This window comes from Nocardioides sp. JCM 18999 (assembly GCF_055391175.1).
On sequence record NZ_AP043887.1, the window covers coordinates 2,165,517 to 2,179,218 of the forward strand.

The window sequence follows — 13,702 nt, forward strand, 5'->3', positions numbered from 1 at the left end:
GGCTAGTGTCTGACACATGGTCAACCTCACCCGGATCTACACCCGCACCGGCGACGCCGGATCCACCCGACTCGGAGACATGAGTGAGACCACCAAGACGGACCTGCGCCTGGCGGCGTACGCCGACGTGGACGAGCTCAACGCGCACCTCGGTGTGGTCGTCGCCAGCGGCGGGATCGACCCCGAGATCGCCGGCATCCTGACCCACGTCCAGAACGACCTCTTCGACGTCGGGGCCGACTTCGCCACCCCCATCGTGGAGAACCCGGAGTACCCGCAGCTGCGGGTCGAGCCCGACTACGTCGACCGGCTCGAGGGCTGGTGCGACCGGTTCAACGACGAGCTGCCCAACCTGCGCAGCTTCATCCTCAACGGCGGCACGCTGGCCTCGGCGCACCTGCACGTCGCCCGCACCGTCGCCCGGCGTGCCGAGCGTGCCGCCTGGGCCGCGTGGGAGCAGCACTCCGAGACGATGAACCTGACCGCGATCAAGTACCTCAACCGGCTCAGCGACCTGCTCTTCATCCTCGCCCGCTACGAGAACCGGGAGAACGGCGACGTCCTCTGGGTGCCCGGCGGAGAACGCTAGCCCCGCGCCGGCACCTCGGGCGGGGTGCGGACGGCGAACACGCTGAGCGCGGCGGGGATCATCAGGAGCGCGACGACCAGGAGCGACTCCAGCGTCCCGATCCGGTCCCCGACCCAGCCGAGCAGGGGCGGACCGACCAGGAAGGCGCCGTACCCGATCGTGGAGACGACCCCGACGCGCTTGGCCGCGCCGACCGGGTCGTCGGCCGCGGCGCTCATCCCGACCGGGAAGCCCAACGCCGAGCCCAGGCCCCAGATGACCACGCCGACGAAGGCGACGGCGACGCTGCCGGCGAAGACCGTGATCAGGATGCCGACGAAGGCGGCGGCGGTCGAGGCCCACAGCAGCGGCGCGCGACCGTAGCGGTCGAGGGCGACCGGGCCGACGATCCGCCCGAAGGTCATCGAGATGACGAACACCGAGAACGCGGTGACGCCGACCCAGTGCTCGACGTCGTACCCGTCGATGAACCCGAGGCTGAGCCAGTCGTTGGCCGACCCCTCGACCATCGCGAAGGCCAGCACCATCACCCCGATGAGCAGCGTGCGCCGTTCCCGCCACGGCCGGATCCGGGTCGGACCGCCGGCGTGGGTGGAGCCGTGCGTGTCGGTCGGCAGGAAGACACTCGTCGCGAGCAGGACGGCGCCGTAGCCGACCGCGCAGACCACGCTGACGTGCAGCAGCACCGGCACCGAGAGTGCCGCCATCGGGATCCCGATGGCGCTGCCCAGGATCGATCCCATGCTCCAGGCGGCATGGAAGCGCGGCATGATCGTGTAGCCGAGCCGACGCTCGACCTCGGCGCCCTCGACGTTCATCGAGACGTCCCAGAAGCTGACCCCGACGCCCTGCAGGAAGAGCCCGAGCGCCGCGACGCCGACCACCTCGATCGTGGTCGCGCCGAACGCGATCAGCACCAGACCGACGGCGGCGACGGCCCCGCCGAGGCGGACCGCGGCGGCTGCGCCGATCCGCTCGACCACGCGTCCCGACAGCGGGAGCGCGATCAGCGAACCGAGGGAGCCGGTGAAGAGGAGAAGTCCCAGCGATCCGTTGGAGAGCTCCAACGAGGACCGGATGTCGGGAAGTCGGGTGACGAAGGAGGCGAAGAGAAGTCCGGCCAGGGCGAACGTCGCATAGACCCCGTCCCGAGTTCGCTCCACCGTCGGAGCGTGGTTCACCGGCGTGTCCAGTCCGTTCCGGGGTTGCGCGACTCGAGCCAGGCCTGGAAGCCGATCAGGCTGTCCGACGCCATCGCCAGCTCCACCTGAGCCGCGTCGCGGAGGTCGCAGGTCACGATCACGTGACCAGGGTAGAGGGCGATCTGCTCCTCAGCATCCGGGTTGTGGCTGGAGTGGTAGGCCATCGCCACCCGCTGCCAGCTGCGGTGCGGGGACGGTCGGAGCGAGAAGACCCGGAACCACTCCAGGGTCTCCCCCGAGTAGCGTCCGATTCCGAGAACCCAACCGCGTCCGGGCCGATCGGCCCGGACGCGGAAGGCGAGTTCGAAGGTGCCGCCGTGCCGCGCGATGATGCGCCGGCGGACCATCAGAGACCCGAAGTAGATCAGGGCAAGGAGCAGCAGGATGCCGATGGCATCAAGCACCCACGCCCAGAGAGCCATCCCTGCTCAGAGCGTGACGTGCTCGGCGAGGATCGAGACGTGGTCGTTGTTGACGGAGATGAATCCGCCATCGACCTCGGCCGTCAGGACGGCACCCTCGGTGGGATGGATCTGCACCGAGGACGGCGCCAGCAGGGACAGGAGCGGAGCGTGACCCGGGAGAACACCCAGGTCACCCTCCACCGTCCGTGCCGACACCGTCGAGGCCTCGCCGCTCCAGACCACGCGGTCCGCAGCGACGAGCTCGACAGTGATCACGCCGGCCATGATCAGAGGCTCTTCTGGATGTCAGCCCAGTTGCGCTCGACGTCGTCGAGGCCACCGCACATGAAGAACGCCTGCTCGGCCACGTGGTCGTAGTCGCCGTCGCAGATCTTGTTGAAGGCCTCGATGGTCTCCACCAGCGGAACGGTGGAACCCTCGATGCCCGTGAACTGCTTGGCCACGTAGGTGTTCTGCGACAGGAAGCGCTGGATCCGACGGGCACGATGCACGACGGTCTTGTCCTCTTCGGACAGCTCGTCGACACCGAGGATCGCGATGATGTCCTGGAGCTCCTTGTTGCGCTGCAGGATCTGCTTCACCCGAACGGCACAGTCGTAGTGCGCCTGACCGATGTACTGCGGGTCGAGGATGCGCGACGTCGAGGTCAGCGGGTCGACGGCCGGGTAGATACCCAGCGACGCGATCTCACGGGAAAGCTCGGTGGTGGCGTCGAGGTGCGCGAACGTCGCCGCCGGAGCCGGGTCGGTGTAGTCGTCGGCCGGCACGTAGATCGCCTGCATCGAGGTGATCGAGTGACCACGCGTCGAGGTGATCCGCTCCTGGAGCTGACCCATCTCGTCGGCGAGGTTCGGCTGGTAACCCACGGCGGACGGCATCCGGCCGAGCAGGGTCGAGACCTCGGACCCGGCCTGGGTGAACCGGAAGATGTTGTCGATGAAGAGGAGCACGTCCTGCTTCTGGACGTCACGGAAGTACTCCGCCATCGTCAGCGCGGACAGCGCGACGCGAAGACGCGTGCCCGGCGGCTCGTCCATCTGGCCGAAGACCAGGGCGACCTTGTCGAAGACGCCGGCCTCCTGCATCTCGACGATGAGGTCGTTGCCCTCACGGGTGCGCTCACCGACACCGGCGAACGTGGAGACACCGGCGTGGTTCTTGGCCACACGAGCGATCATCTCCTGGATCAGCACGGTCTTGCCGACACCGGCACCACCGAACAGACCGATCTTTCCACCGGTGACGTACGGCGCCAGCAGGTCGATGACCTTGATGCCGGTCTCGAACATCTGGGTCTTCGGCTCGAGCTGGTCGAAGGCCGGAGCCTTGCGGTGGATGCCCCAGCGCTCGGTGACCTCGACGGTGGACGGGTCCACGTTGAGGATGTCGCCGGTGGCGTTGAAGACCTTGCCCAGGGTGACGTCACCGACGGGAACGGTGATCTGGTTCCCGGTGTCGGTCACGGCCTGGCCGCGGACGAGGCCGTCGGTCGGCTTCAGGGAGATGGCACGGATGACGCCGTCGCCGATGTGCTGCGCGACCTCGAAGGGCAGGACAGCGGACTCGCCGTCGAGCACCACGGTGGCCTCGAGCTTGTTGTAGATGTCCGGCATCGAGTCAACGGGGAACTCCACGTCGACGACCGGACCGATGACGCGGACGATACGACCAGTGCTGGTCTCAGTCGCGGTTGCAGTCATTGTCTCGTTTTCCTTTTGGTGTCAGTCGTTCGCGGCGGTGGCGTCGGCGAGGGCGTTCACGCCTCCGACGATCTCGCTGATTTCCTGGGTGATGCCAGCCTGGCGGGCCTGGTTGGCGATCCGGGTGTACTTCTTGATGAGCTCGGTGGCGTTGTCCGTCGCCGACTTCATCGCCTTCTGCCGAGCGGCGAGCTCGGAGGCGGCGGACTGAAGCAGCGCGAACCAGATCCGGCTCTGCACGTACTGCGGCAGCAGTCCGTCCAGCACCGACTCGGCCGACGGCTCGAACTCGTAGAGCGGCAGGACCTCGCCCTCGGCGGGCGGCTCCATCCCTTCGACGACCTCCAGCGGAAGCAACCGCAGCGCGGTCGGCTTCTGCGTCAGCATCGAGACGAAGCGCGTGTAGACGAGGTGGACCTCGTCCACGCCCGGGAACACGTCCTCGCCGCCCTCGGCCTTGCCGGCCAGGAAGGCGCCGATCAGCGTCTCGCCGATCTCCTTCGCGACCTCGAAGGTCGGCTGGTCGGAGAAGCCCGACCAGGCCTTCGCGACGGCGCGACCGCGGAACTTGAAGTACGCCTCTGCTTTGCGTCCCGACACGTAGATGTCGACGGCCTTGCCCTCGTCGGTGAGCCGCGTGATGAGGCCCTCGGCCTCGCGGATCACGTTGGAGGAGTAGGCACCGGCCAGACCGCGGTCGCTCGTCACGACGAGGATCGCGGCCCGGTCGGCGGACTCGGGCTCGGTGGTCAGGGCGTGGTCGACGTTGGAGTACGTCGCCACGGCCGACACCGCCCGGGTCAACTCCCGTGCGTAGGGCGCGGCAGCATTGGCTCGCTGCTGCGCCTTGATGATGCGGGACGCAGCAATGAGCTCCATGGCGCGCGTGATCTTCTTCATCGACTCAGTCGATCGGATCCGCGCGCGGTACTCACGCAGCGAAACAGCCATAGTCGTTAGTCCTCAGATTCCCTGGTAGGACTCGTCAGTGCTTCTGCTTGACGATGGTTTCCTGCTCAACCTCGTCGTCCTCGAGCGCGTCGGTCTCGAGGTGACCCGGCTTGATGCCGCCACCCGCGCTCGTCTCGAACTGGAGCAGGTAGTCGTCGTACGCGGCGACGAGCTCGGTCTCGGTCGAGTCCTCGAACTTGAGGGTCTCGGCGATACCGGTCAGGATGCCGGGCTTGCTCGACTTGATGAACGACAGGAACTCGCGCTCGAACTTGAGCACGTCCTCGACCGGGATGGAGTCGAGGCGACCCGAGGTACCGAGCCACAGCGACACGGTCATCTCCTCGACCGCGTACGGCGAGTAGGCCGGCTGCTTCATCAGAGCCATCAGGCGCTGACCGCGAGCGAGCTGCTGCTTGGAGGCGGCGTCGAGGTCGGAGGCGAACATCGCGAACGCCTCCATGGCGCGGTACTGCGCCAGGTCGACCTTGAGCGAACCGGTGACGCCCTTGAGCGCCTTGGTCATCGCCGCACCACCGACGCGGGAGACCGAGATACCGACGTCGATGGCCGGACGCTGGTTGGCCGCGAACAGGTCGGACTGCAGGAAGATCTGACCGTCGGTGATCGAGATGACGTTGGTCGGGATGAACGCCGAGACGTCGTTGGCCTTCGTCTCGATGATCGGCAGACCGGTCATGGAACCCGCACCGAGCTCGTCGGAGAGCTTGGCGCAACGCTCGAGCAGCCGGCTGTGCAGGTAGAAGACGTCACCCGGGTAGGCCTCGCGGCCCGGCGGACGACGCAGCAGCAGCGACACGGCGCGGTAGGCCTCGGCCTGCTTGGTCAGGTCGTCGAAGACGATGAGGACGTGCTTGCCGTCGTACATCCAGTGCTGGCCGATGGCCGAGCCGGTGTACGGCGCCAGGTACTTGAAGCCCGCCGAGTCGGACGCCGGAGCGGCGACGATGGTGGTGTACTCCAGAGCACCGGCCTCCTCGAGCGCACCACGCACGGAGGCGATGGTGGAGCCCTTCTGACCGACGGCGACGTAGATGCAGCGAACCTGCTTCTTCGGGTCGCCCGAGGCCCAGTTGGCCTTCTGGTTGATGATCGTGTCGATCGCGACCGTGGTCTTGCCGGTGGCGCGGTCGCCGATGATCAGCTGACGCTGGCCACGGCCGATCGGGGTCATGGCGTCGATCGCCTTGATACCGGTGGCGAGCGGCTCGTGCACCGACTTGCGGGCCATGACGCCGGGAGCCTGGAGCTCCAGCGCGCGGCGACCCTCGGTGGCGATGTCGCCCAGGCCGTCGATCGGGTTGCCGAGCGGGTCGACGACGCGACCGAGGTAGCCGTCACCGACGGCGACGGAGAGGACCTCGCCGGTCCGACGGACGGGCTGGCCTTCCTCGATCTTGTCGAAGTCACCGAGGACGACGGCACCGATCTCGCGGGTGTCGAGGTTCAGCGCCAGACCCAGCGTGCCGTCCTCGAACTCGAGGAGCTCGTTGGCCATGGCCGAGGGCAGGCCGCTGATGCGGGCGATGCCGTCGGCGGTCTGGGCGACCGTGCCGACCTCTTCCTTGGCCGCAGCTTCAGGCGTGTAGTCGGCGACGTACTTCGCCAGCGCATCCCGGATCTCGTCGGGACGGATTGACAGCTCCGTCATGTCGATGCCTTCTCTCTCGTTCTCTACTAAGTAATGGGGCCGGCTCAGCCGGCGAGGGCCCGGCGGGCGTCGTCGAGCTTGCTCGCGATGGAGCCGTTGATGACGTCGTCACCGATCTCGACTGAGATTCCGCCGATGACCGTGGGGTCGACCAGCGTGTTGATGTGGATGGCACGGCCGTACTGGCGGGACAGACCCGCCACGAGCCGCGCTTCCTGGTCGACGGTGAGCGGAGCAGCGACGCGAACCGTCGCCACGCCCTCCTCACGCACCGACGCAGCGACCTTCTGGTAGCCCGCGAGCGCGGTCGAGACCGTGCGGTAGGTGCCGGCCAGGGCCTGCTTCGCGAGGGCGACGGTGGCGGCAAGCGCCTTGCCACCCAGCAGCGAGTCGACCAGCGCAGCCTTGTCGGCAGCGGAGCGGGACGGGTCCGAGAGCGCGTCGCGCAGCTCGGGGTTGTCCTGCACCGCCCGCTCCAGGGTGAACAGCTCGTCGATCAGCTGGTCGGCCTGGGTCGACCGTGCGTAAGCGACCTCGCTGAGGCGCTCCAGCGCGTCGACCAGGTCACCGCCGTGCGTCCAGCGCCGCGACACGGCGGAGCCGAGCAGCGTGAGCGCACCAGCAGGAAGGCGGGAGCCGAACAGCTCCGTGACCAGGCCCTGCTTGGCGTCGGCCGCCACCGACGCGTCGGTCACGAACCGGCGCAGGGCCGGCTCGGACCGAAGCGTGGCGGAGGCGTCGAAGAGACCGGCAGCGACCTCGGCGAACGCCGCGCTCTCCCCCGCCACCGAAGTGAGCTCGGAGGAAAGGGCGGCGAACGCGTCGGCCGAAGCTCCACGGAAGTCCATCAGATGGCCTTCCCAGCGTCGGCAGACTCGAGGTCAGCGAGGAACCGGTCGACGACGCGGCTCTGGCGAGCCTCGTCCTCGAGGCTCTCGCCGACGATCTTGCTGGCCAGGCCGGCGGCCAGGCCACCGACCTCGGCACGCAGGGAGGTGATCGCCTGCTGGCGCTCGGCCTCGATCTGCGTCTTGCCGTGCTCGACGATGCGCGTGGCCTCGGACTGAGCCTGCTCCCGCATCTCCGCGACGATCTCGGCGCCGTGGGCGCGAGCCTCCTCGCGGATCCGGGCAGCCTCGTGCCGAGCCTCGGCGAGCTGGGCCTCGAGCTGCGCGAGCTTCGCGTCAGCCTCGGCCTGCTTCGTCTCGGCGGCGGCCAGACCACCCTCGATGGCCTCGGTCCGCTCTGCGTACGCCTTCTCGAAGTTCGGGACGACGAACTTCGCCAGGGCGAAGACGAGGATCCCGAGGACGATCAGTCCGAGAACGATTTCGGGCCAGTGAGGAAGAAGCGGGTTCGGCTCTTCCTTCGCGGCCGCCTCAAGGGCAAGCGTCGTGAACATGGGTATCTCTCAGACTCCCCGGAGATCAGGGCTTGAGAACGAACGCCAGAGCCAGCGAGATGATGAAGAACTGCTCAGCGAGGACGAAGCCGAAGATCGCGATGCTCTGCAGACGACCCTGGGCCTCCGGCTGGCGCGCAACGCCGGCGACGTACGCGGCGAAGATGAGGCCAACACCGATGGCCGGGCCGATCGCAGCGAGGCCGAGGCCGATCATGTTGAGGGTGCCACCCATGGGGGTTTCCTTTCGTTGGTTGACGAGCTCAGTGCTCGTCAGAGATTGCGCTGCCGATGTACATCGCCGACAGCAGAGTAAAGACGTAGGCCTGCAGGAACATGACCAGCATGTCCAGGAAGCTGACCCCGATCGCCAGCACGAAGGAGAACGTGCCGGCCACGGCGCCGAGGGCCCGGGGCTCGTAGTGGGCCATGAGGTACCAGCCGCCGACCGAGAACAGGGCGACGAGCAGGTGACCGGCGAACATGGTCGCGAAGAGACGCAGCGCGAGCGTGAACGGCCGGACGATGATGTTGGAGAAGAACTCCAGCGGCACCAGGGCGAACAGGATCGGGCCGGAGATGCCGGCCGGGACCGTCTGGTGCTTCAGGTAGCCGAAGAAGCCGTGCTTCGCGATACCGGCCACGTTGTAGATGACCCAGGTCGTTCCGGCCAGCGACGCCGCGTACCCGATGTGGGACATCGACGGGAACTGGATGAACGGGATCACACCGTAGAAGTTGTTGATCAGGACGAACAGGAAGAGGCCGAAGAGGTACGGCACGAACTTCATGTAGTCGTGACCGCCGATGATGTCGCGGGCGATCGAGTTCCGGACGAAGCCGTAGACGTACTCACCGGCGAACTGCAGCCGACCCGGGACGACAGCGGCCTTGCGCGACATCGCGTAGAAGAGGCCGAAGGCGATGACCGCCGAGAGGACCACCAGGATCATCGGCTTGGTGACGTCGCCGAACACAGCGGGAAGGTCGAAGTCCGCCGGACCCGGAGCGTGGAACTCGTCGTCGGCGGGGATCATCGTGGCAAGCATGCTCACGCGGTCTCCTGGTTCTGTAACTGGGGGTTCGACGCGGGGAACAGACCTGAACAGGTCTCCAGCAGTCGAGCCGAAAGATAGCAGGCGGGCAGAGTCACGGCGCACCCGCCCCTGAGAGGTCGAACAAAGGGATCCGCTCGCGGCGGACGTAGAAACCGAACGCCGTGGTCCACACGACGGTGACCGCGATGACGGCGACCGCGCACCAGGTCAGCTCGGGCGAACCGAGCGTGGCCTTGACGATAGCCAGGGTGGCGAGCAGAAGCCCGCCCTGAGCCGTGAAGACGCAGAGCGCAGCCATCAGGGAGGCCGTCGGCGACGCCTGGGCGACCTTGACCACGAGCGCCGTCCCGGCGCCGAGCACCACCAGGGTGGCGACGCCACCGATGACCGCGCCCCAGGCTCCCGCGGAGCCGTCGACGATCGCGCCGAACACGATCGCGAGGACGACGGGGACGACGGACCACGTCAGTGCTCCCCGCACCACGGAGGTGCGGCGGTACTCGGTCGTCATCGTGGGGCGGCCGTTCTGTCAGCGGTAAACATGGGGTCCTGCACACCCTACTTCGGGCGCTTGTGAAAAGTAGCACAAGCGGTCAGGGCGGCCTAACTGGAACGATCAAGGAGCCTGTTCAGGCGGTCGGGTCCGGGGCGCTGTGCAGCTTCGGCAGGACGAAGGTGAGCGCCAAGGTCACGGCGAGGCCCAGTCCGAGGATCGCCCACATCGCCGGGCCGGCGTACAGGCTGGCGAAGACCGACCCGAAGGCGATCAGCGCCGCCCAGAGCCACATGATCAGCACCGCGCGGCGCTGGCTGTGCCCGATCTCGAGCAGGCGGTGGTGCAGGTGCTGCTTGTCGGGCGCGAACGGCGAGCGTCCGGCCCGGGTGCGGCGGACGACGGCCATCACCAGGTCCACCAGCGGCACGATCAGGATCGTCAGCGGCAGGATGATCGGCAGGAACGTCGGCAGCAGGCTCGACTGGGTGCCCGCGGCGCCCTGACTGAGCTGGCCGACGGCGAAGGTGCCGCCGGACAGCGAGATCGCGCTCGCCGAGAGCACCAGGCCGATCAGCATCGACCCGGAGTCCCCCATGAAGATCCGAGCGGGGTTCCAGTTGTGGATCAGGAAGCCGGCACAGGCGCCGGCCAGGGCGACCGAGAGCAGCGCCGGCGTGGTGGCCCGGTCGAGGTCGTTGACCCGGGTCAGCGTGTAGGAGAAGGCGAAGAACGCCAGGGCGCCGATCCCGACGACGCCGGCGGCCAGGCCGTCCAGGCCGTCGATGAAGTTCACCGCGTTGATCGTGGCCAGCACCATCAGGCCGGTGAGCAGGGCCCCCTGGGAGGGATCGAGCGCGAACCAGGTGCCGTCCCCCGTGGGGATGTAGGAGTACTGGATCCCGAAGCCGATCAGGATCGCGGTGGCGATCACCTGACCGCCCAGCTTGGTCAGGGCGTCGAGCTCGACGATGTCGTCGACCACCCCCACCAGGCAGATCACGGCCCCCGCGATCAGGACCGCGCCGGCGTCGTGCGGCAGGAACGGCGACCCGTCGGAGATGAACGGGATCTGCAGGGCGACCACGTAGGCCGCGCCGAGACCGCCGAGCATCGCCAGACCGCCCATGTACGGGATCGGCTCGTCGTGCACGTCGCGGTCGCGCACCCGCGCCACCGCCCCGGTGCGCAGCGCGATCTCGCGCGCGATCACGGTCAACAGGTAGGTGACCGCGCCGGAGATGAAGAAGAGCAGGAGGAACGCCCTCATCGGCGACTCACGAGATGTCTTCGATGGACTCGCCGTGCTCGGCGAGGACCCGGTTGAGGTCATCGACCGAGAGCGCGCCCAGGCGCAGCAACCGCGGGGAGGCGGTGGTCGCGTCCACGATCGTCGACGGGGAGTCGGAGTCCCCCGGCGTGGCACCGTCGTCGAGGATCAGCGCGACGGCGTCGCCCAGCATCTCCTCGGCCTGGTCGGCGTCGGTGGCCGCGGGCTGACCGGTCAGGTTGGCCGAGCTGACGGCCAGCGGGCCGGTCCGCTCCAGCAGGGCGAGGGCGACCGGGTGGTCCGGGACCCTGACCGCGACGGTGCCGCGGGTCTCCCCCAGGTCCCACTGCAGCGAGGCCTGCTGCTGGCAGACCAGCGTGAGCGCGCCGGGCCAGAACACCTCGGCCAGCGCCCGGGCCCAAGCGGGCACGGAGCGAGCGAGGGCGTCCAGCGTGGACGGCTCGCTGATCAGCACCGGCGGCGGCATCGTGCGGCCACGGCCCTTGGCGTCGAGCAGGCGCTGCACCGCCTCCGGGTTGAAGGCGTCGGCAGCGAGCCCGTAGACGGTGTCGGTCGGCACCACGACCAGCTCACCGCGGACCAGGGCGTCCGCCGCGCTGGTGATCGCCTCGTCCCGAGCGATGCTGAATTCGGTGGAGAGTCGCTCGGCCATGGCGCTCATCGTGCCAGTCTCGCCGTCACGAAGCGTGGACGGCCCGCCAGATCGACGTGATCGCGCACCTCGGTCCACTCCCCCGTCGCGGCGAAGACGGCGGCCGCGCCACCGTTCTCGGCGTCGGGGCCCTGCTCGTCGGCGTGCTCGGCCCCGACGACGCCGCCGGGTTTGAGCAGCCGGGCCGCGCGCCGGGCGAGGAGCCGGATCGCGTCGAGGCCGTCGTCGCCGGAGAAGAGCGCGAGATGGGGGTCGTGGTCGCGGGCCTCGAGGGCGACCGACTCCCAGGCCTCCAGCGGGATGTACGGCGGGTTGCAGACCACCACGTCGACCGTGCGCAGCAGGTCGTCGAAGGCGGCGAACGCGTCACCCAGGCGCAGGTCCACCCCGGTGCCGGCGAGGTTGCGCGTCGCCCAGGCGTGCGCGTCCTCGCTCAGCTCGACGGCGTGCACGACCGCACCCGGCACCTCGTCGGCGATCGAGGCCGCGATCGCCCCCGAGCCGGTGCAGAGGTCGACGACGACAGGGGCGTCGATGCCGGCGGTGGACTCGATCGCCCAGCCCGCGAGGAGCTCGGTCTCGGGACGCGGCACGAAGACCCCCGGGCCGACGGCCAGCTCGACGTAGCGGAACGCCGCCGAACCGGTGAGGTGCTGCAGCGGCTCGCGGGCCGCGCGGCGCGCCACCAGCTCCCGGAAGGTGGCCGCGGCCGGGTCGTCGACCCCGTCGACCAGCACCAGGGCTCCCCGGGAGACACCGAGGACGTGCGCCAACAGCTCGCTGGCGTCGTACTCCGGGGAGGCGACGCCTCCGGCCGCGAGGGCGGCGACCGCCTCGGCGACCAGGTCCCGCCGGTTCACGACTCGAGCGCGGCCAGCCGAGCCGCGAGATCGGCCTGGACCGCGCTGTCGAGCACGGGTCCGAGGTCGCCGTCGAGCACCTGGTCGAGGTTGTAGGCCTTGTACCCGGTGCGGTGGTCGGAGATCCGGTTCTCCGGGTAGTTGTAGGTGCGGATCCGCTCGGACCGGTCGACGGTGCGGATCTGGGAGCGGCGGGCGTCGCTGGCCGCAGCCGCGGCCTCCTCCTCGGCGACCGCGAGCAGGCGGGCGCGCAGGATGCGCATCGCCTGCTCCTTGTTCTGCAGCTGGGACTTCTCGTTCTGGCAGCTCGCCACGATCCCGGTCGGGACATGGGTGATCCGGACGGCGGAGTCGGTGGTGTTGACGCTCTGGCCGCCGGGACCGGAGGACCGGAAGACGTCGATGCGGAGGTCGTTGTCGTTGATCTCGACGTCGACCTGCTCGGCCTCGGGCATCACGAGGACCCCGGCGGCGCTGGTGTGGATCCGGCCCTGGCTCTCGGTCACGGGGACCCGTTGGACGCGGTGGACGCCGCCCTCGAACTTCAGCAGCGCGTACGGCGCCTGGCCGGGCTCGGGGATGCCCTTCGCCTTCACCGCGACGGTGACGGACTTGTAGCCGCCCAGGTCGGACTCGGTGGCGTCGATGATCTCGGTGCGCCAGCCGTGGCGCTCGGCGAAGCGGGAGTACATCCGGAGCAGGTCGCCGGCGAACAGGGCCGACTCCTCCCCACCCTCGCCGGACTTGACCTCGAGGATCGCGTCCTTGTCGTCGGAGGGGTCCCGCGGGACCAGCAGGTGGCGCAGGCGCTCGGCCGCGACCTCGCGCTCGGCGGTCAGCTCGGTGACCTCGGCAGCGAATGCGGAGTCCTCGCGGGCGAGCTCACCGGCCGCCTCGATGTCGTCGCCGAGCTGGATCCAGGTGCGGTAGGCCGAGATGATCGCGCTGAGCTGCGAGTAGCGGGTGTTGAGCTGCTTCGAGAGCCGCGCGTCGGCGTGCACCTCGGCGTCACCCAACCGCTGCTCGATCGCCTCGTGCTCGACGATCAGACCTTCGACAGCCTCGAACAACTCAGTTCCCCTCGACTCGGACGGGCCGCACCCGGCCCCAGAAATGGACAGTGCCGGCCCCACGGATGGGGCCGGCACTCATCAGGCCGAAGCCGTCAGAAGCGTCACTTCTTGCCGTAGCGCGCCTCGAACCGGGCCACGCGGCCACCGGTGTCGAGGATCTTCTGCTTACCGGTGTAGAACGGGTGGCACGCGTTGCACACGTCGGCGCGAACGGCGCCGCTGGTGACCGTGCTGCGAGTCGTGAACTCGTTACCGCAGGTGCAGGTGACCTGGGTGTCGACGTACTCGGGGTGGATGTCAGTCTTCATGGGATTCCTTCGTTGAGAGGATCCGG

General features: G+C 68.7%; 17 protein-coding genes. 1 reads left to right on the forward strand and 16 read right to left on the reverse strand.

From position 1 onward, the window contains the following. Nucleotides 1-16: 16 nt before the first annotated feature. Complete coding sequence (locus tag ACZ5J1_RS10505; protein WP_464558486.1) at nt 17-589, forward strand: cob(I)yrinic acid a,c-diamide adenosyltransferase; 573 nt, start codon at nt 17-19, stop codon at nt 587-589. On the opposite strand, the gene ACZ5J1_RS10510 is transcribed toward ACZ5J1_RS10505, so the two are convergent. From ACZ5J1_RS10510 to rpmE, 16 genes are all read right to left on the reverse strand, one after another. After that, the gene (locus ACZ5J1_RS10510) at nt 586-1,752 is read right to left on the reverse strand and encodes an MFS transporter (RefSeq protein ID WP_464558488.1); all 1,167 of its coding nucleotides are present in this window, start codon (nt 1,750-1,752) and stop codon (nt 586-588) included. The genes ACZ5J1_RS10505 and ACZ5J1_RS10510 overlap by 4 nt on opposite strands. A gap of 14 nt (nt 1,753-1,766) precedes the next feature. Then, nucleotides 1,767-2,213: a DUF2550 domain-containing protein gene (locus ACZ5J1_RS10515; protein ID WP_464558490.1), complete on the reverse strand. Its 447-nt coding sequence runs from the start codon at nt 2,211-2,213 to the stop codon at nt 1,767-1,769. Nucleotides 2,214-2,219: 6 nt separating this feature from the next. Further along, nucleotides 2,220-2,480, reverse strand: a complete 261-nt coding sequence (locus ACZ5J1_RS10520; protein WP_464558492.1) for a F0F1 ATP synthase subunit epsilon — start codon at nt 2,478-2,480, stop codon at nt 2,220-2,222. A 2-nt stretch (nt 2,481-2,482) separates the two neighbouring features. Beyond that, nucleotides 2,483-3,916, reverse strand: coding sequence for a F0F1 ATP synthase subunit beta (gene atpD, locus ACZ5J1_RS10525; RefSeq protein ID WP_464558494.1), 1,434 nt, complete (start codon nt 3,914-3,916; stop codon nt 2,483-2,485). Between the two features lie 21 nt (nt 3,917-3,937). Beyond that, complete coding sequence (locus tag ACZ5J1_RS10530; protein WP_464558496.1) at nt 3,938-4,867, reverse strand: F0F1 ATP synthase subunit gamma; 930 nt, start codon at nt 4,865-4,867, stop codon at nt 3,938-3,940. A 34-nt stretch (nt 4,868-4,901) separates the two neighbouring features. Then, nucleotides 4,902-6,539 carry a F0F1 ATP synthase subunit alpha gene (gene atpA / locus ACZ5J1_RS10535; protein ID WP_464558498.1) on the reverse strand — a complete coding sequence of 546 codons (1,638 nt, stop codon included), beginning with the start codon at nt 6,537-6,539 and terminating at the stop codon, nt 4,902-4,904. 44 nt (nt 6,540-6,583) lie between these two features. Continuing rightward, the gene (locus tag ACZ5J1_RS10540) at nt 6,584-7,387 is read right to left on the reverse strand and encodes a F0F1 ATP synthase subunit delta (protein WP_464558500.1); all 804 of its coding nucleotides are present in this window, start codon (nt 7,385-7,387) and stop codon (nt 6,584-6,586) included. Beyond that, on the reverse strand, nt 7,387-7,941 hold the full coding sequence (locus tag ACZ5J1_RS10545; protein ID WP_464558502.1) for a F0F1 ATP synthase subunit B: 555 nt from the start codon (nt 7,939-7,941) through the stop codon (nt 7,387-7,389). The genes ACZ5J1_RS10540 and ACZ5J1_RS10545 overlap by 1 nt, the downstream gene beginning before the upstream one ends. 25 nt (nt 7,942-7,966) lie before the next feature. Further along, entirely contained in the window at nt 7,967-8,176 is a 210-nt protein-coding gene (locus ACZ5J1_RS10550; RefSeq protein ID WP_227782961.1) for an ATP synthase F0 subunit C, read from the reverse strand. 28 nt (nt 8,177-8,204) lie between these two features. Further along, nucleotides 8,205-8,990 carry a F0F1 ATP synthase subunit A gene (gene atpB / locus ACZ5J1_RS10555; RefSeq protein WP_464564768.1) on the reverse strand — a complete coding sequence of 262 codons (786 nt, stop codon included), beginning with the start codon at nt 8,988-8,990 and terminating at the stop codon, nt 8,205-8,207. Between the two features lie 100 nt (nt 8,991-9,090). Next, entirely contained in the window at nt 9,091-9,510 is a 420-nt protein-coding gene (locus tag ACZ5J1_RS10560; RefSeq protein WP_464558504.1) for a hypothetical protein, read from the reverse strand. Nucleotides 9,511-9,628: 118 nt separating this feature from the next. Next, the gene (locus ACZ5J1_RS10565) at nt 9,629-10,762 is read right to left on the reverse strand and encodes an MraY family glycosyltransferase (RefSeq protein ID WP_464558506.1); all 1,134 of its coding nucleotides are present in this window, start codon (nt 10,760-10,762) and stop codon (nt 9,629-9,631) included. A 7-nt stretch (nt 10,763-10,769) separates the two neighbouring features. Continuing rightward, on the reverse strand, nt 10,770-11,444 hold the full coding sequence (locus ACZ5J1_RS10570; protein ID WP_464558508.1) for an L-threonylcarbamoyladenylate synthase: 675 nt from the start codon (nt 11,442-11,444) through the stop codon (nt 10,770-10,772). After that, a complete protein-coding gene (gene prmC, locus ACZ5J1_RS10575; RefSeq protein WP_464558510.1) occupies nt 11,441-12,295 on the reverse strand; it encodes a peptide chain release factor N(5)-glutamine methyltransferase in 855 nt (284 codons plus the stop codon). Before prmC ends, ACZ5J1_RS10570 begins: the two co-directional genes overlap by 4 nt. After that, entirely contained in the window at nt 12,292-13,365 is a 1,074-nt protein-coding gene (gene prfA / locus ACZ5J1_RS10580; protein ID WP_464558512.1) for a peptide chain release factor 1, read from the reverse strand. The genes prmC and prfA overlap by 4 nt, the downstream gene beginning before the upstream one ends. A 104-nt stretch (nt 13,366-13,469) precedes the next feature. Further along, nucleotides 13,470-13,676: a 50S ribosomal protein L31 gene (rpmE, locus tag ACZ5J1_RS10585; RefSeq protein ID WP_464558514.1), complete on the reverse strand. Its 207-nt coding sequence runs from the start codon at nt 13,674-13,676 to the stop codon at nt 13,470-13,472. Between the last annotated feature and the right edge of the window lie 26 nt (nt 13,677-13,702).

What these genes read in the sequence shown, in the direction of transcription:
- ACZ5J1_RS10505 (WP_464558486.1), top strand. Translation starts at nt 17, where the DNA reads ATGGTCAACCTCACCCGGATCTACACCCGCACCGGCGACGCCGGATCC.
- ACZ5J1_RS10515 (WP_464558490.1), bottom strand. Translation starts at nt 2,213, where the DNA reads ATGGCTCTCTGGGCGTGGGTGCTTGATGCCATCGGCATCCTGCTGCTC.
- ACZ5J1_RS10520 (WP_464558492.1), bottom strand. Translation starts at nt 2,480, where the DNA reads ATGGCCGGCGTGATCACTGTCGAGCTCGTCGCTGCGGACCGCGTGGTC.
- atpD (WP_464558494.1), bottom strand. Translation starts at nt 3,916, where the DNA reads ATGACTGCAACCGCGACTGAGACCAGCACTGGTCGTATCGTCCGCGTC.
- ACZ5J1_RS10530 (WP_464558496.1), bottom strand. Translation starts at nt 4,867, where the DNA reads ATGGCTGTTTCGCTGCGTGAGTACCGCGCGCGGATCCGATCGACTGAG.
- atpA (WP_464558498.1), bottom strand. Translation starts at nt 6,539, where the DNA reads ATGACGGAGCTGTCAATCCGTCCCGACGAGATCCGGGATGCGCTGGCG.
- ACZ5J1_RS10540 (WP_464558500.1), bottom strand. Translation starts at nt 7,387, where the DNA reads ATGGACTTCCGTGGAGCTTCGGCCGACGCGTTCGCCGCCCTTTCCTCC.
- ACZ5J1_RS10545 (WP_464558502.1), bottom strand. Translation starts at nt 7,941, where the DNA reads ATGTTCACGACGCTTGCCCTTGAGGCGGCCGCGAAGGAAGAGCCGAAC.
- ACZ5J1_RS10550 (WP_227782961.1), bottom strand. Translation starts at nt 8,176, where the DNA reads ATGGGTGGCACCCTCAACATGATCGGCCTCGGCCTCGCTGCGATCGGC.
- atpB (WP_464564768.1), bottom strand. Translation starts at nt 8,990, where the DNA reads ATGCTTGCCACGATGATCCCCGCCGACGACGAGTTCCACGCTCCGGGT.
- ACZ5J1_RS10560 (WP_464558504.1), bottom strand. Translation starts at nt 9,510, where the DNA reads ATGACGACCGAGTACCGCCGCACCTCCGTGGTGCGGGGAGCACTGACG.
- ACZ5J1_RS10565 (WP_464558506.1), bottom strand. Translation starts at nt 10,762, where the DNA reads ATGAGGGCGTTCCTCCTGCTCTTCTTCATCTCCGGCGCGGTCACCTAC.
- ACZ5J1_RS10570 (WP_464558508.1), bottom strand. Translation starts at nt 11,444, where the DNA reads ATGAGCGCCATGGCCGAGCGACTCTCCACCGAATTCAGCATCGCTCGG.
- rpmE (WP_464558514.1), bottom strand. Translation starts at nt 13,676, where the DNA reads ATGAAGACTGACATCCACCCCGAGTACGTCGACACCCAGGTCACCTGC.